19 protein-coding genes are annotated in these 14,028 nt (G+C 62.1%); 7 read left to right on the plus strand and 12 right to left on the minus strand.

Annotation, left to right across the window (positions count from 1 at the left end; translation table 11 throughout):
- Positions 1-2: 2 nt before the first annotated feature.
- Complete coding sequence (locus LNV06_RS12255) at positions 3-869, minus strand: EamA family transporter (RefSeq protein ID WP_263538573.1); 867 nt, start codon at positions 867-869, stop codon at positions 3-5.
- A gap of 79 nt (positions 870-948) precedes the next feature.
- On the opposite strand from LNV06_RS12255, the gene LNV06_RS12260 reads away from it, so the two are divergent.
- Positions 949-1,473, plus strand: coding sequence for a MarR family winged helix-turn-helix transcriptional regulator (locus LNV06_RS12260; RefSeq protein WP_263538574.1), 525 nt, complete (start codon positions 949-951; stop codon positions 1,471-1,473).
- 15 nt (positions 1,474-1,488) lie between these two features.
- On the opposite strand, the gene LNV06_RS12265 is transcribed toward LNV06_RS12260, so the two are convergent.
- Genes LNV06_RS12265 through LNV06_RS12275 form a run of 3 tightly spaced genes read right to left on the minus strand, consistent with a single transcriptional unit; the run spans position 1,489 to position 2,867 of the window.
- On the minus strand, positions 1,489-1,899 hold the full coding sequence (locus tag LNV06_RS12265; protein WP_263538575.1) for a GFA family protein: 411 nt from the start codon (positions 1,897-1,899) through the stop codon (positions 1,489-1,491).
- Between the two features lie 40 nt (positions 1,900-1,939).
- Positions 1,940-2,353 carry an SMU1112c/YaeR family gloxylase I-like metalloprotein gene (gloA2, locus tag LNV06_RS12270; protein WP_263539130.1) on the minus strand — a complete coding sequence of 138 codons (414 nt, stop codon included), beginning with the start codon at positions 2,351-2,353 and terminating at the stop codon, positions 1,940-1,942.
- 43 nt (positions 2,354-2,396) lie between these two features.
- Entirely contained in the window at positions 2,397-2,867 is a 471-nt protein-coding gene (locus LNV06_RS12275; RefSeq protein ID WP_263538576.1) for a YybH family protein, read from the minus strand.
- Between the two features lie 347 nt (positions 2,868-3,214).
- On the opposite strand from LNV06_RS12275, the gene LNV06_RS12280 reads away from it, so the two are divergent.
- Positions 3,215-3,631, plus strand: a complete 417-nt coding sequence (locus tag LNV06_RS12280) for a VOC family protein (protein WP_263538577.1) — start codon at positions 3,215-3,217, stop codon at positions 3,629-3,631.
- 267 nt (positions 3,632-3,898) lie between these two features.
- On the opposite strand, the gene LNV06_RS12285 is transcribed toward LNV06_RS12280, so the two are convergent.
- Entirely contained in the window at positions 3,899-4,477 is a 579-nt protein-coding gene (locus tag LNV06_RS12285) for an RNA polymerase sigma factor (protein ID WP_263538578.1), read from the minus strand.
- A 2-nt stretch (positions 4,478-4,479) separates the two neighbouring features.
- Entirely contained in the window at positions 4,480-4,692 is a 213-nt protein-coding gene (locus LNV06_RS12290) for a YgaP family membrane protein (RefSeq protein WP_263538579.1), read from the minus strand.
- A gap of 117 nt (positions 4,693-4,809) precedes the next feature.
- On the opposite strand from LNV06_RS12290, the gene LNV06_RS12295 reads away from it, so the two are divergent.
- Positions 4,810-5,247, plus strand: coding sequence for a GNAT family N-acetyltransferase (locus LNV06_RS12295; RefSeq protein WP_263538580.1), 438 nt, complete (start codon positions 4,810-4,812; stop codon positions 5,245-5,247).
- A 23-nt stretch (positions 5,248-5,270) separates the two neighbouring features.
- On the opposite strand, the gene LNV06_RS12300 is transcribed toward LNV06_RS12295, so the two are convergent.
- Positions 5,271-6,191: a LysR substrate-binding domain-containing protein gene (locus tag LNV06_RS12300; protein WP_263538581.1), complete on the minus strand. Its 921-nt coding sequence runs from the start codon at positions 6,189-6,191 to the stop codon at positions 5,271-5,273.
- 153 nt (positions 6,192-6,344) lie between these two features.
- Here LNV06_RS12300 and LNV06_RS12305 point away from each other — a divergent pair, with 153 nt between their 5' ends.
- Both LNV06_RS12305 and LNV06_RS12310 read left to right on the plus strand, forming a co-directional pair.
- Positions 6,345-7,379: an alpha/beta fold hydrolase gene (locus tag LNV06_RS12305; protein ID WP_263538582.1), complete on the plus strand. Its 1,035-nt coding sequence runs from the start codon at positions 6,345-6,347 to the stop codon at positions 7,377-7,379.
- Positions 7,380-7,405: 26 nt separating this feature from the next.
- Entirely contained in the window at positions 7,406-7,792 is a 387-nt protein-coding gene (locus tag LNV06_RS12310) for a nuclear transport factor 2 family protein (RefSeq protein ID WP_263538583.1), read from the plus strand.
- Between the two features lies 1 nt (position 7,793).
- On the opposite strand, the gene LNV06_RS12315 is transcribed toward LNV06_RS12310, so the two are convergent.
- The gene (locus tag LNV06_RS12315; RefSeq protein ID WP_263538584.1) at positions 7,794-9,026 is read right to left on the minus strand and encodes a GNAT family N-acetyltransferase; all 1,233 of its coding nucleotides are present in this window, start codon (positions 9,024-9,026) and stop codon (positions 7,794-7,796) included.
- A gap of 23 nt (positions 9,027-9,049) precedes the next feature.
- The gene (locus LNV06_RS12320) at positions 9,050-9,259 is read right to left on the minus strand and encodes a heavy-metal-associated domain-containing protein (protein WP_263538585.1); all 210 of its coding nucleotides are present in this window, start codon (positions 9,257-9,259) and stop codon (positions 9,050-9,052) included.
- A 191-nt stretch (positions 9,260-9,450) separates the two neighbouring features.
- Between LNV06_RS12320 and LNV06_RS12325 the strand changes: the two genes are divergently transcribed.
- Both LNV06_RS12325 and LNV06_RS12330 read left to right on the plus strand, forming a co-directional pair.
- Complete coding sequence (locus tag LNV06_RS12325) at positions 9,451-10,233, plus strand: substrate-binding periplasmic protein (protein ID WP_263538586.1); 783 nt, start codon at positions 9,451-9,453, stop codon at positions 10,231-10,233.
- Positions 10,234-10,367: 134 nt separating this feature from the next.
- Positions 10,368-11,000 (plus strand): hypothetical protein, encoded by a 633-nt coding sequence (locus LNV06_RS12330; RefSeq protein WP_263538587.1) that lies wholly within the window; start codon positions 10,368-10,370, stop codon positions 10,998-11,000.
- A gap of 70 nt (positions 11,001-11,070) precedes the next feature.
- Here the strand turns inward: LNV06_RS12330 and LNV06_RS12335 are convergent, their stop codons facing one another.
- The 3 genes from LNV06_RS12335 to LNV06_RS12345 form a co-directional block, all read right to left on the minus strand.
- Positions 11,071-12,030 carry a hypothetical protein gene (locus tag LNV06_RS12335; protein WP_263538588.1) on the minus strand — a complete coding sequence of 320 codons (960 nt, stop codon included), beginning with the start codon at positions 12,028-12,030 and terminating at the stop codon, positions 11,071-11,073.
- Positions 12,030-12,737 (minus strand): hypothetical protein, encoded by a 708-nt coding sequence (locus LNV06_RS12340; RefSeq protein ID WP_263538589.1) that lies wholly within the window; start codon positions 12,735-12,737, stop codon positions 12,030-12,032. The genes LNV06_RS12335 and LNV06_RS12340 overlap by 1 nt, the downstream gene beginning before the upstream one ends.
- A gap of 142 nt (positions 12,738-12,879) precedes the next feature.
- The gene (locus LNV06_RS12345; protein ID WP_263538590.1) at positions 12,880-13,986 is read right to left on the minus strand and encodes a bifunctional transcriptional activator/DNA repair enzyme AdaA; all 1,107 of its coding nucleotides are present in this window, start codon (positions 13,984-13,986) and stop codon (positions 12,880-12,882) included.
- Between the last annotated feature and the right edge of the window lie 42 nt (positions 13,987-14,028).

Consider the following 14,028-nt stretch of genomic DNA (forward strand, 5'->3'; position numbering starts at 1 on the left):
GCCTAGCGTGCAGCGCTGAGTTGCACCGCCAACACGCTCAAGAGCACCACGGCCAAGCCGGCCAAGGCCTGGCCGCGCAGTGCCTGATTGAGCAGGGCCCAGCCCAGCAAGACCGCCGCCAGGGGGCTCAAGAGCCCCAGCGAAGACACGGCCACCGGGCTCAGCCGCTTGACGCCGCGAAACCAAAGTCCGTAGGCCAAGAGGCTGCCGAACAGGCTCAGATAGGCATAGGCGGCCCACTGCGTGGCGCTCAGATGCGGCAGCGGTGGGTCCAGCAAGAACACCAAGGGCATCAGCATCAGGCCGCCCAGCAGCAGCTGCCAACCGGTCAGACTCAAGACCGACAGCGACAAGCGCCAGCGCCGTGTCAAAAAGGTGCCGCAGCCCATGCACAGCGCGCCGGCGGCAGCGGCCGCAATGCCGGTGCCATCAAAGCGCAGGCCCGGCGCCAGCAACAGCGCCGCCATGCCGGCCACGCCGATCAGGCTGGCCGCTACGCCGGAGAGCGCCGGCACCTGCTTGCCCACGCCCCAGGCCAAGCCCATGACCAGCAGTGGCTGCGTCGCGCCTATCACCGCCCCCAAGCCGCCGGGCAGGCGATAGGCCGCCACAAAGAGCAGGGCCTGGAAGGCGCCGATGTTCAGCAAGGCCAGGATCAGCAGCCGCAGCCAATCGCCACGCGCCGGCAGTTGCCGGCACAGCAACACCAGCAGAAGGCCGGCGGGCAAGGTGCGTATGCAGGCCGCCGTCATCGGCAGGCCGGGCGGCAGCAACTCGGTGGTGACGATATAGGTTGAGCCCCAGATCAGCGGGGCGAGGGCGGTCAGGGCGGTGTCGGTGATGCGTTGGTGGGCGGGCGCGCGGCTCATGTCGGAAAACTATCTTGAATTAAAGATAAATTGTCCGGTGAGATAATCTTGAAGTCAAGATAAATGCGAGACCCTGATCATGACGAGGCCCAAGGCAGGCAGTGGCGATGCGGTGGACAAGATCCTGGGCCAGTGGGCGCGCGAGCGGCCCGACCTGGACGCCAGCCCCATGGGGCCGATCGGGCGCCTGCGCCGTTGTTCGGCACTCTTGCAGCGCCGCTTGGAAGAGACCTTCAGCCAGTTTGAGCTGAGCGCCTGGGAGTTCGATGTCTTGGCCACCTTGCGCCGCTCGGGTGCGCCCTATTGCCTGGCGCCCACGGCGCTGTTCTCGACGCTGATGGTCACGTCCGGCACCATGACGCACCGCATGCGCGGTCTCGAGACCCGCGCCTTGGTGCAGCGATTGCCGAACCCGGACGATGCGCGCAGCGTGCTGGTGCAATTGACCGCGGCGGGCTTGGCCTTGATCGACCAGGCCGTGGAGGCGCACGTGCTCAATGAGCGGCAGATCCTGGCCGATTTGAGTTCGGCTGAGTTGGCGACCTTGGACCGCAGCTTGGCGATCTTGCTGGCGCGTTTGGAGCCCAAGACGGGCGAGCCCTAAAGGAAAACTCAGGTTTCAGCGACCGGGCTCATAAGCCTCATAACGCGGCAGCTGAGCGTCCAAGTCTTCCCAGCAAGCCTTGGAAGTCACAAAGTTGTGCGACATCGGGCGCTCGGTGATTTCAGAATCGAGTATGCCCAGGCGTAGCCGCAGGCGGCTGGGGTCGGCGCTGTTCTCGCTGTACAGCGGCGAGCCGCATTGGCCGCAGAAATAGCGATAGCGCCCGGGTGTGCTCTCAAAGCGCTGAATCAATTCTTCGCCGCGAGTGATTCGAAAGCCGCTGCGCTGGATAAAGCCATTGGTGGCATAGGCCGTGCCGCTGGCCTTTCGGCATTTGGAGCAATGGCAATGGATGATGGACGTGATGCCGCCTTCCACCTCCAGGGCCACGGCCCCACAAAGACAAGTTCCGAGATAGCGACTCATGGCTGCTATTGACTTTCTGAAAATCTGATGGGCTTGAGTTTTAAGCCCGTTCGGCGTCTATCGCCGGAGCCGCGCTCTCGTACAACTCCAAAGGCAATCCATCCGGGTCGGCGAAGAAGGTGAAGCGTCGCTGGGTGAACTCGTCCAAACGAATCGCTTCGACGGCAACGCCCTGTGAGGCCAAAGTATGGCAGCAGGCTTCGATGTCTTCCACCTCAAAGGCCAGATGCCGCAGCCCTTGCGCCTCCGGGTAGGAAGGGCGAGCCGGCGCACCCGGAAAAGAAAACAACTCGATCTGCGAGCCGTCCGGCAGCGCCAGATCGAGCTTGTAAGACTTGCGCTCGGCGCGGTAGTGCTCCGCAATCACCCGCAAGCCCAGGCACTCGGTGTAGAAGCGCTTCGAGACGGCGTAGTCGGAGCAGATGATGGCGGCATGATGGATGCGCTTGAGCATGGCTTGAGGGCCGGCCTTGAACAGCGTGGCAAGCATTCTTTCTTCAGTGTCGGTCGGCGCTAGGGTGTGACACCAGCGTGTTCTGGTCATGGACCAAGCGCCAGCCCCCTTGTTCTTTGCTGAAAACCAAGCTGAGCAAATAGTGCAGCCTGTACTCGAGGCCTGCGGCATTCTTGTCGCTGTACTGGACATCCAGCACGGCGACGCCGGTGTTGGCATTCGAGCTCTTGCTCAAGACTTGATAGCTCCAAGACCAGTCGGGGTCCGTCAGCCAAGCCTGGGTGGCTTTCCTAAAGTCGGCCTTTGTCTTGGAAAACTTGCCACTGGCCAAGACGAAGCTCAAGGTATCGGAGTCCGTCAGGGTCGCATCGAACCCGGCCCAGTCCCTTTTCTCTATGGCCAGCAAATGGGTTTTGAGCGCCAGGTCAAAAGTGCTGGTATCGGCCACAGCGGGCATTTGCCAGGCGACCGCAGCCACCCAGGCCAGCGCGAGCCCTCCGTTTTTCATCTGCATCGGCAATTCCTGAAAAATAGCTTGCTTCTCGCCGGCTTAGCGGCCGCGCTGCCGGATCGGAGTATGGCCTGATTTGCGCCATCGGCCATCCGCCATCCGCCATCCGCCGTCAGCAACCCACTGCGTCCAGCCGATTGGACCCGCAACTGAGCCACAAGGGCTGTCTTGATTGCATGCGCAAATTCTGGCGCAAAATTGTGAACCGCTTGCATGCAGGCGCAGGGCAAGAGCGCCATGTGCTGTCCGCGAGGGCAGGGCGCTACGCCTCTGGGCTTGCTCACTTTGCCATGGCTTGCGCTTGGCAGCCCAGGCCTTCGTGCGGCCTTTAGCCCTCACTGGGAGTTCCTATGCCAGCCCAACTTGATCACCTGATCGTTCCGGCCAAGAACCGAGTCGCTGCGGCCCGCCTGCTGGCGCACCTGCTTGCCGTCCCTTGGGCAGAACAGGCGGCAATCGGGCCGTTCTCACCGGTGTATGTGAACGAGGCTCTGACCCTGGACTTCGATGAATGGCCCGAGCCCGTCCCTCAGCAGCATTACTGCTTCCGCGTGACGGACGATGAGTTCGATGCCATCTTGGCCCGTATCAAGGCAGCGGGTTTGCCCTATCGAAGTTCTCCGATAGGCGCCAACGATCACCAGGTCAATCATGCGTTTGGCGGCAAGCTGGTTTACTGGAGCGAGCCTGACGGTCATGCCTGGGAGATTCTGACGCTCAGCTATGCCAGGCCCAAGCTCCCGCTCAGCGTCAACGGCGAGGCCTGAGGCGTCGCTGATTCCCTGCCACAGCCTGGCCTACCTATCGCTTGCTTTGGGAACGCTTGTTGACAGTTTCAAGCAAGCCTATCAGCCAGCACATGGGGCATCCGCGCATCAAGAGCACGGCGCCAACAAGCGCGAGCACCGAACCCGCGCTGCCCAGGGTTTGATTGAAGCAAGTGGCGCTGGCAAACAGCGCTAGGCCGACGGCGCCGCGCAATAAATGAACGAAGACAGAGCTGCTGCAAAACATGGATGACTCCTGGTCCTTGGTTAAGCTTCACCTGCACTGCGAGGTGCCTCCAGCCCCCCGTCGTCTTTCATCCAATAGCCGCTGGCCAGCAGTTGTTCTCGCACCTGAGCACGCGCACGGTGCAGCCGGCTTTTCACCGCCTCCAGGCTGAGCCCGAGTTGGGCGGCCACTTCGGGCGCCGTCAGTTCATGCACATCGCGCAAGATCAAGACCTCGCGGTAGGGCGGCGTCAGGCGTTCCATGGCGCGCACCAGGTCCATGCGCAGATCGGTGGGCAACTGGGGCGCAAGAGGCATGTCTTGCGGCGCCAACTCGTCCAAGTCTTCGGCCTTGCTGCGCAGGCGCAGCAGGCGGTAGCACTCGCGCTCGACGATGCGAAACATCCAAGTCGCAAACGTCGCCACGGTGCGCAACGCCCCGATCTTGCGGTACAGCTGCCATAGCGCGATTTGCACCGCGTCTTCGGCATCTTCAGTGTTTGAGCAGGTGCGCCGCGCGAAGCGCTTCAGGTCGGGCTGGCAAACGCTGAGCAAGCGCTGTACCGCACCGACCTCGCCGCGCGAGGCAGCCTCGATCAATTGCGCTTCGGCACGGATCATTTTTACTTCTCCAAGTAGCGCCGGCCCACCATGGCGCAGGCTGGGCAGAAGCCGACAAAGGCGGTCAGCACCAGGGTGGCGGCGGTGGCCAGCGCCAAATAGCTGATCAGGCCGGCGCTGAAAACGCCCTGGAACAGTGCGGCGCCGATGATCACGCCGGCGGCAATGCGCAACGCGCGTTCCCATGTGGGTAGATTGCGTTTGAGGAAGAACAAGGTGTCTGAATCCTAGGTTGAAGTGTGTGACTCAGGCCTAGAGGCTCGAACGTCTCCAAAGGATTCAGAACTGGCGCAAAAATTTTTGCGCGGCGCTCACCTCGCTACAGTTTGCGCATGCCATCCACCACGCCCTCCGCTGCCCAGCCTTTTGTTCTGCAGGCCGAATTGCCCTCGGCCGCGGCCTTCAAAGCCCTTTACGACACCACGGGCTGGGGCCCGGTGGCTCGCGAAGCGGGCTTCTATCAAGCGGCGCTTGCGGGCTCCTGGCGCAGCCGCAGCGCCTACCTTGAGGGCCACTTGGTGGGCCTTGCTCGAGTCATCTCAGACGGCCATTTGCATGCCTTCATCACCGAGATGATCGTGCACCCCGAGCATCAAGGGCAGGGCATAGGCTCGGCCTTGTTGCGGGCCTTGCTGCAGGACTGCTTGGCCGCCGGGGTGACCGATATTCAGCTGTTTTGCGCCAAGGGCAAGTCGCCCTTCTACGTGCAGCATGGCTTTATCAGCCGCCCCGATGATGCGCCGGGCATGCAGTACCGGCCAGCGGGCTGAGGGGCATTGAGGCCCGGATCCGATCAGGGCGGAGTCAAAGCCTGCAGCCGCCGTGCCGACTCGGCCATTTCCGCATGCAGCCACTCGCACAGCGTGCGCAGCGCGGGCTCCTCGCGCAGCGCTGGCGGATAGACGATGTGATAGCGGCGCTGGCTCATGCCGTCCAGCGTGGGGCCGGGCAGGCGCTGCAGGCGCCCGTCCAGTAAAGCATCGGCGCACAGCAGTTCGCGGGCCAGCGCCACGCCCATGCCTTGCTCGGCGGCTTGCACCAAGAGGCCGCCGTCATTGAAGCTGGCGCTCGGCACCACGCGGCAGGCCAGGCCGGCTTGGGCAAACCACTGCGTCCATTGTTCGGCGTCTCCCAACAGCGATTCTCCCGCCAGCGTTTGCAGCGGTGCGTTCATCAAACGCTGCGCCAGGTCCGGCGCGGCCACCACGATCTGGCGCGACTCCATCATCACCTCATTGACCAAGCCCGGCCAAGGTCCGGCACCCTGGCGCAAGGCCAGCTGAAAGCCTTCTTGCTCCAGATCGATGACGCGCTGCAAGGTGAAGAGCTTGAGCGTGATGTCGGGGTGCGCGGCTTGCCAGCGGCCCAGGCGCGGGATCAGCCAGCGCTGGGCGAACGAAGGTGTGCAGGTGATGTTCAGGCTTTGCATGCGGCTGCCATCGGCCGCGCTGGCGGCGCGCAGGCCCAGCTCCAACTCGGTCCAGGCCTTTTCCAGCGCGCTTTGCAAGGCGCGGCCGGCGGCATTGAGTTGGATGCCGCGCCCGGCGCGCTGGAACAAGGGGAAGCCGATCTGCGCCTCCAACGCCCGGATTTGTTGGCTGACGGCGCTGTGCGTCAGATGCAGTTGCTCGGCCGCGGCGCGCACGTTTTCGCCACGCGCCACCGCGCGAAACGCCGCCATGTACTGCAGCGGAAGTCGGGAGGCTTGAACCATCTGGGCAGTTTAACTGCCCAAACAGGGCAGAAATCGCCGCTATTCAGCCGGCGAATGCAAACCCAAAATGCCCAGCAAGGCGAGAGGCCCGATCCGCTTGAGAGCGCTGCCGACTTGCCGACCCCTGACCCGCCGACCTGAAAGACCCGCCTCATGAACGCCAAACGCCCTGTTTTGATAGCCGCCTTGTTGGGTCTGACCCTGGTTCTGGCGACCCAGTTCCCGCAAGTCTTGGCCACCGACTTGAGCCCGCAAGCCCTACCCAGCACGGCGCAGGCGCCACAAGCCGAGGCGCCCTGGGCGGAGGTTCGTTTCAGAACTGACGATGGCATGCTGGCCTACACCAGCCTGGGCCAGGGGCCGGTCTTGGTGGTGGTGCCCGGCGGGCCGGGCGGCAGCGGGCACAGCCTGCGCCAAGCCTTTCGGCCCTTGGCCCAGCACCACACCGTGGTCATTCTGGACAATATTGGTCGCGGCCGATCGTCGCGCCTCAGTGAGCCGGAGCGCTACACCCTGGCGCGTGATGTGCAAGACCTCGAACGCCTGCGCTTGCATCTGGGGCTCAAGACCATGGCGCTTTACGGGCACTCCTACGGTGGCTTGGTGGCGCAAGCCTATGCGGTGCAGCATCCACAAGCTTTGGACCATCTGATTCTGGGCAACACCTTGCATGGCGCGCGCAGCTGGCAGGAGCAGATCAACTTTTTCAACGACTGGCTGCGTCGCCAAGACCCCGAGCGTTGGCAGACCTTGATGGAGCTGCGCGAGCAGGGGAAGCTCAGCGGCAGCCCTGAGGCGCAAGAACTGTTTGGCGAGGCGATCAAGCCGCTGTATTGGGCCAACCGCGCCAGCCCACCGCTCAAGAGCGCGCCCAGCGCTAACCCAAATGATCAACTGAACCTGCAGGTCTACCTGGCCATGCTGGGGCCCGACCCCGAATGGCGCGTGGGCGGCACGCTGCGTGATGTGGAGTTGCTGCCGCGTCTGAAGGCGGTGGCCGCGCCAACGCTCTTGCTGACCGGCCGCTTTGATCCGGTGGCGCCGCCCAGCGTGATGAACGAAATGCAGCGGGCCCTCAACCCAGCGCTGCTGTCGCAAGCCCAGGTTTTCGAACATTCGGCGCACCGGCCCTTCACTGAAGAGCCGCAAGCTTGGTTACAGACAGTCAGCCAGTTCTTAGAGCGCTGATCCCTTGATTACTATCAATGCTCGCCATGTCGCAAAAACCCAAAGACCCCATCGCCTTGATCCAAGCCCAGCTGGACGCTTACAACGCCCGAGATGTGGCCGCTTGGTTGGCCACTTATGCGCCCGATGCGCGTCAATACGCCTACCCGGGCACGCTCATGGCGCAAGGCCATGCCGAGATCGGCGAACGCATTCAGGCCCGCTTTGCCGAGCCCAATTTGCATGCCCGATTGCTCAGCCGATCGGTCATGGCTACGGCCCAGGGGCACACGGTGATCGACCATGAAACCATCACCCGGATTTTTGCTGATGGCCCGGGCGAGGTCGACATGATGGCCATCTACGAAGTGAGCGAGGGTCTGATTCAGTCGGGCTTGTTCATCAGCGGGGTGCCGCGTTTGTACTCGCGCTGAATCAGCGGGCAGGCCAGCGCAGCAGAAACTCGCGCTCGTTCTCGCCCTCATCGACAAAGCCGAGTCGGCGATAGAGCGCTTGGGCCGGGTTGTTCTTCAAGACACCCAGACCCAAGCTGGCGCCGGCAGCTGCGGCCTCGGCCATCAGCTCTCGCATCAAGGTACTGCCGAAACCCCGGCCTTGCAGGCGGGGGCTGATTTGCAGTTGGTGAATGCGCCATTCGCTCGGGTCCTGGGCATCGCCTCGGCTCATCTTGATCAAGCCCACGATCTGCCCGCCCAGCAGCAAGACGCTGGCATTCTCTAACTGAAAACGCACACGGATCAGGTCGGTGTCGGCGTCGATGGCCATGCCGGCCTCGGCCATATATCGGTGAAAGGTCTGGCGGCGCAGGATCAAGAGCTCGGGGATGTCGGCTTCGGTCGCCGCCCGGCGCGCCAGCGTTTGCCCGTCTTGCAGCGCCATCTCAAAGGCCGCGCGGGCATGGATCAAGCTGGTGTTGATGTAGAAATGCCCTGCATGCTCGAAGCTGGCCAGTTCGAGCTGCGCCGGGAAGGCCAAGGGCAGCTCGGTGCAGGCCAAGCCCACCGCGCGCCGTCCTTGTTGGGGCTGTGCTGCTGCAGCAAAAGCGCGCTCGGCCAAGGCGCCGATTTGGCGTGCCGCTGAGTCCGCCGAGCCCGATCCGCCGGCTTGCAGCTCGGCGATCAGCTCCGCGAGTAAGACGCGGTCGCCCGCATCCAGGGGCACACAGCTGCCAATGCCATGCCGACTCAAGACCCCGGGCAAGGCCTGACCCTGCATGGTCGGCTCGGTGCCGAGGATCAGCAACTGCGACACCCCCGCCGCCGCGCAGGCCTGGGCCACCACCTCAAAAATGCTCAGTACTGGGATATCCACGCCGCGCCGAATCGCCTCCAGCCGCTTGTGCGGCGTGTTGCTGGCGATCAGGGCAAAGTCCGCGCCGCTGGCTTGCAAGCGCAGCAAGGCGGCGTGGAAGTAGGCGTCAAAGCGCGCCCAGGACGCCTCATCACCCGCCACCCCGCGCCGCCCATGGGACTCAGCAATATTGACCGACTCGATGGCGAACTCCGGCATCTCCGGCGTGCCGCTGCGCACTAGCTCGCGATGGCGCAGCTGGCTCCATTGGCAGATCTGGCGGTAGTACTCCACCGTCGAGGCCCAAGCCACACCGCCGACGACGCCGATCTTCTTGTACTGCTGTTGACTTCGCATAAGCCAGGAATTCCATTCACACGCTAAACGATGCGGCTTTCATAGCCCGCCTCGGCCAGTGCCGCTGCAATATCGTCTGCCGAAATCATCGCGGTGTGACTGACCCAGGCCAGGCGCTTGGCCAGGTCCACATCGGCTTGATTGACGCAAGGCAAATCTTGCAGCTCGAACATGACGGTATCGGCGTCGTCTTGGCTTTGCAGGCTGGGGATTTCAAAAATGGTTTCTGGCATGAGATGAGGTCTCCTTCGAGCGCTCGCCATGGTAGCGGGCGAGGTGAGCTGCGCGTTCGAGCCGGCCGGCTTTCGCTTCAACAGTCTGCGGCGCTGCCGCTCAGGGCTAGCGCCAAAGTGGCACGGCCTGTTCTTTTGGGGGACACTGGAGCGCAAAAGTGGCGGTGTTCGGCTCGACCAGGAGAACTGTGGTGACGCAACGCACCCGATGCCTGAGGCAATGCTTGATCCCGTGGGCCTTCTATGTCCTGCTGGCATGGCCTTGGGCTGCTTTTGCTCATGAATTGCTCGGCTTCAGCGAAGACCTGCCGCCCTTTGCCTATATCGAGAACGCCGAGCATCGTGGCATGGCCAATGAACTGCTGGACCGGATTGCACAGCGCCAGGGTCTGCAGCTGAAGCGCCTGAATATGCCTTGGGCGCGCTCGATTCGTGACGCGGCGCTGGAGCCCAATAGCGTGCTCTATATGACGGTACGAAGCCCGGAGCGCGAGTCGCAATACATCTGGGTGGGGCCGATCGACCCCTGTGACATTGTGTTGATGAAGCTGCGCCGCCGGGGCGAGCTGAAGTTCGACCCTCAACATCCGGCTGGGCCATTGCAAATTGGGGCCGGCCGAGGCGCGCCCTCGGTTCAGCTGCTGCGTGATGCGGGGGGGCCTGAGTCGGAGATCTACCAGACCTCACGCAGCGAAATTGGTGTTCGCATGCTTTACGCCGATCGGCTGGACCTGTTGGCGGGCCTGATGTTGCCCAGCGCCTACCAGGCTCAGCGTAATGGCTATGACCCCGCTGATTTGCAAGTCGTTCATGTCTTGAAGCCCGGCTATGGCTGTTACTTTGCCTTCAACCCCAAGGTGGACCCGCAGTTGCTGGCCCAGTTCCGCAAGGGCTTTGAGGACATCCGCAACTCCGGCGAGTTGCAAATGTTGCGCGATATGTATTTGCGCAACCCCGGCCATCAGCAGCGCTGAAGGCCCATCAACGCCCTAGGCTGGGTTTGTACCGTCTATGCCGAGCTTTTTGCAGGCGGTCGCAAGCGGGCTGCTGAGCTGGGCGGGTCTACTTACATTGGCAACACTGTGCTTTAGATAGGGGTTGCCAGCTCATGAACTCAAAGGCTCAAACATCGAAATTGCGTTCGCGCAGTGGCCGGCTGATAGGGGCGGTCTGGACTCTGGGCCTGCTGGCCAGTCTGTCCTTCGCGCCGGGGGCTCACAGCGAGGAGCTGCGCGCCGAAGGCAGCTTGGAGCTGAGCACAAGGGATGGCGACAAGCCCGTCAAGCAGCGCTTTGCTGCCGGCCTCAGTGTGCAAGAACAGGCCAATCTGCAAGAGATGGGCTTGCCTCTTTACCCCGGCGCCATGGCGCAACGCGACAGCAAGGACGACAAGCCGGGGGCCACTGTCGGCTTGTCCTTCGGCCCCTTCAAGTTCAAGGTGCTGGTTTCAAAATTCGCCAGCACCGACAGCCTGGATGCAATTGATCGCTTTTATCAAGCCGCCCTGAGCCCCTATGGCCAAGTCTTGAATTGCAGCGCAGGCGTCAAGCAGCCGGCGAAAAAGGAAGCCAAGACCGGCAGTGATGAATCAACGCGGCTCAGCTGCAACGAAGTCAGCGCCTCGGTCAGCGAGCGGGTCTACAAGGCCGGCAACGACAAGAACTTCCGCCTGGTCAGCATGAAGCAGGTGGGCGAGCAGGTGCACTTCCAACTGGTGCGCCTGGAGCTGCGGGGGATTTAGGCCATCGCAGATCGCTGATTCAGGTCGGCGATCTGCTGGCGCTTGGCTTTGGCTGCTCGCGGTCTCGCATTCAGGATGGCGCAGTTGAGCTGGCTGTCGGGCAGGCGGGGTTCTCGTCCTCGTCGTCCAAGTGGAGTCGGCTGTTGGGAACAGCGAAGAGGTCACCCCGCAGCGTTTTGAGCAGTCGGTAATTGCAATCTTGGTGCAGCACTTGGGCGCGTTCGACTTTTTTCTTGCCGCCCACGGTATAGGCGACCGACTGGAAGGGCAAAGCTGCGATCTTGTTGCTGTCGGCCTGAGCGTAGGCAAAGCCAACATCAATAGCCTTACCGACCAATTGGGCGCAAACCTGTTTGAGTTGCTGACCCTCATCGGCATTCCAGTGCTCGACAGCGTCGGCTACTTCCAGTCGAGGCGACACCACCCGGACTCGCCCTTGCCACATGGCTTGCTGCGCATCCACCTGAACCGACATGGCGACATCGGCAATCAGGCTCAATCGATCCTGACTGATCCAGATGACCGGTGCCGGTTCGATCATGGAGCGGCTTGGGTTTTCCTGGTCTGGCCTGAGCAAGTGTGCTCGGTCTTTCAGCGTCGACTCCCCGACAGCGCCGTCAAACAAACTCGTCATGTTGATGGCACGAATGGCGGGCATCAGCGCCTCGAGGACACGATCAGCCTCTTGCTCGGCCTTGTTGCGCTGACGAAGCTTCTCGCCTTCCACAATCAGGCCATGGGTGACAACGCTTGCAAGAAAGCCGACCAAATTTCCGCCCGGATACAGCATATTGGCCATTGGCAGGCCAACCTGGTCCAAGCTGTAGACCCCGCGAAACATCACCGCCTCGGTGCTGGGCAGCTTTAGCGCGACTTTGTCTGCGGCTGTAGGTGCAGTAAGCGTGGCGGCCAAGGGCTTGCCCGGCTGCTCATTTGCAACTGCACCGAGGTTCAGCAGCCCCAGGCTTAAGGTGGTGGCCAGCAGTCCGGCTTTAAGGAGCCTTGGACTGCTGAAGGTCTGCCGGAACATCAGCGCAGTGGTGCAGTCAGGATGTCTTTGGCTTCTTCAATGCTCTGGAAATAGGCATTGGTCAAGCCAGGGAATTTCGGGGCCTCGTCCCATTTACCTTCAGCCGCCTTTTGAACGTTGAAGGGCAGGAACCATTCATAAGCGTTGTTGCTGAGATTCACCACATAGCCGCGACCGATGACGACTGCCTTCGGATCGCTGGTTGGAATATAGGCCGAGTAGTTGCGATGCACGCCGATGGCTTGCACATCAACCACGATCAATTTGTCGATCTGATACTTGGAAGCCAATGACTTGAAGTCTTTCAAGGCGACATTGGGGCCCCCGGCTTTGAAGTCGGGCAAGGCTTCGATATTGAGCGCCTCATTCACAGCGACCACTTTGGCGCCCTTTTTCTGCAGCAAGCTGAGCAACTGAGTCTTGACCTTGGCCATGTCATCGACTGGCAAGGTCACCACATGGGCTGTTAGGCCGCTGTTTGCCACTGATGCGGTCGCCAGGCAAAGCAGGCAGCCTGCACCAGGGAAAGAAGTGTCGGCTTTGGGAATGGCAGTCATGGCCACGCCAATTCGGACATCAGGCTTGATCAAGGACTCTTGCCCCAAGGCGACGGGCAACTGAGGTTTGACTGCGCAACCCGTCAACATCACCATCAAACCCATGGCGACGATAGACAACCATTTCGATACTTGAATCTTCGTGTTCATCAGTCCGTTCTCCCTCAATGTAAGGGCGCGACTTTAGTGACAGGATTCAAGCCTGATCAATTCGGGCTCACCCTATCGCCGACTTCGGGGGGCGTGGTGTCATCGTGTTGACTTTCAGCAGTCTGGTCACGATGAGCATGGCTCACCACTGCAAACTTTGCTGGGGTTTCATATCAGCCCTGCCATCACCACGCAGCCAGCGCGCTTCATGGTCCAGCAGCCATTGCTTCCGAGCCAGGCCGCCGCCGTAGCCGACCAAGCTGCCGTCTTGCCCGATCACCCGGTGGCAGGGCACGACGATGGAGACGCGGTTCTGGCCGTTGGCGGCTGCGACGGCACGAATCGCTTCGGGGCGTTGGAGTGCGCGGGCCTGCTCGCCGTAGCTGCCGGTGTGGCCGTAAGGGATGCGCTGGAGTGCATGCCAAACCGACTGCTGGAAGCTTGTGCCTGGCGTGTCCAGCGCGAGTTCAAAGACCCGGCGTTGGCCATGGAAATATTCGTGCAATTCGCGCACTGCTTGGCGAGTATGGGAATTTTCACCTGGTGTGATTCGCGCTCGCAGCAAACGCTGCAAGTCACGGAACTCGGTCTCCAGCATGCGTCGGCTGACGAACTCAATCAGGCACACGCCGGCGTCGGTGGAGCAAACAAACATCGGCCCCAGCGGCGTGGTGAAGCGGTGCAGCAGGATGGTATTGAGGCTGTGCTCTTGCAAGGAAGAAGGTGCGGTGCCCATGATGCGTTTGAAGGTGTAGCCAAAGCCGCTGAGCGAGTCATAACCGGCATCCATGGCGGATTGAGTGGCACTGCCGCCGGCCTTGAGCTGCTCAACCGCCGTGTTGATGCGTAGCTGGCGCTGGTAGGCCTGAAAAGTCATGCCGTGGTGGCGCAGGAACCAGCGCCGCAGAGCTTCAGGGCTGAGGCCTTGCTCTCGCAGCAAGCCGTCGCCGAGCTTTTCTTGTGGATGCGCGCGCAGCCACTGTAGGGCCTGCAGCACCGGTGCTGGCGGGCTGTAGGCATGCTCGGTGGGTCGGCAGACCTTGCAGGGGCGAAAGCCGTTTTGCAGCGCGCCCTGGGCCTCGGAGAAAAAGCGCACATTCTGGCGCTTGGGCTTGCGGGCGCGGCAACTGGCGATGCAGAACACACCGGTGCTGGTCACCGCCGCGAAGAACACGCCGACATGGTCTTCGGCGCGGTCCAGCAAAGCTTGGTAGTAACGGTCGGCTATTGCGCCGTCGGTGATTTCCATGCTCGTCCTGCCGTCTTCCTGTGCATTGAAGAAGACCGCATT

The organism is Paucibacter sp. Y2R2-4, assembly GCF_025717535.1.
Taxonomy (GTDB): Bacteria; Pseudomonadota; Gammaproteobacteria; order Burkholderiales; family Burkholderiaceae_C; genus Paucibacter_A.

Bases quoted from the DNA above. Each gene is read 5' to 3' on its own strand.
- LNV06_RS12340 (WP_263538589.1), bottom strand. From the start codon at position 12,737: ATGAACACGAAGATTCAAGTATCGAAATGGTTGTCTATCGTCGCCATG.
- gloA2 (WP_263539130.1), bottom strand. From the start codon at position 2,353: ATGCTCAAGCGCATCCATCATGCCGCCATCATCTGCTCCGACTACGCC.
- LNV06_RS12330 (WP_263538587.1), top strand. From the start codon at position 10,368: ATGAACTCAAAGGCTCAAACATCGAAATTGCGTTCGCGCAGTGGCCGG.
- LNV06_RS12260 (WP_263538574.1), top strand. From the start codon at position 949: ATGACGAGGCCCAAGGCAGGCAGTGGCGATGCGGTGGACAAGATCCTG.
- LNV06_RS12310 (WP_263538583.1), top strand. From the start codon at position 7,406: ATGTCGCAAAAACCCAAAGACCCCATCGCCTTGATCCAAGCCCAGCTG.
- LNV06_RS12295 (WP_263538580.1), top strand. From the start codon at position 4,810: ATGCCATCCACCACGCCCTCCGCTGCCCAGCCTTTTGTTCTGCAGGCC.
- LNV06_RS12320 (WP_263538585.1), bottom strand. From the start codon at position 9,259: ATGCCAGAAACCATTTTTGAAATCCCCAGCCTGCAAAGCCAAGACGAC.
- LNV06_RS12280 (WP_263538577.1), top strand. From the start codon at position 3,215: ATGCCAGCCCAACTTGATCACCTGATCGTTCCGGCCAAGAACCGAGTC.
- LNV06_RS12335 (WP_263538588.1), bottom strand. From the start codon at position 12,030: ATGTTCCGGCAGACCTTCAGCAGTCCAAGGCTCCTTAAAGCCGGACTG.
- LNV06_RS12315 (WP_263538584.1), bottom strand. From the start codon at position 9,026: ATGCGAAGTCAACAGCAGTACAAGAAGATCGGCGTCGTCGGCGGTGTG.
- LNV06_RS12265 (WP_263538575.1), bottom strand. From the start codon at position 1,899: ATGAGTCGCTATCTCGGAACTTGTCTTTGTGGGGCCGTGGCCCTGGAG.
- LNV06_RS12285 (WP_263538578.1), bottom strand. From the start codon at position 4,477: ATGATCCGTGCCGAAGCGCAATTGATCGAGGCTGCCTCGCGCGGCGAG.
- LNV06_RS12255 (WP_263538573.1), bottom strand. From the start codon at position 869: ATGAGCCGCGCGCCCGCCCACCAACGCATCACCGACACCGCCCTGACC.
- LNV06_RS12345 (WP_263538590.1), bottom strand. From the start codon at position 13,986: ATGGAAATCACCGACGGCGCAATAGCCGACCGTTACTACCAAGCTTTG.
- LNV06_RS12275 (WP_263538576.1), bottom strand. From the start codon at position 2,867: ATGCAGATGAAAAACGGAGGGCTCGCGCTGGCCTGGGTGGCTGCGGTC.
- LNV06_RS12305 (WP_263538582.1), top strand. From the start codon at position 6,345: ATGAACGCCAAACGCCCTGTTTTGATAGCCGCCTTGTTGGGTCTGACC.
- LNV06_RS12300 (WP_263538581.1), bottom strand. From the start codon at position 6,191: ATGGTTCAAGCCTCCCGACTTCCGCTGCAGTACATGGCGGCGTTTCGC.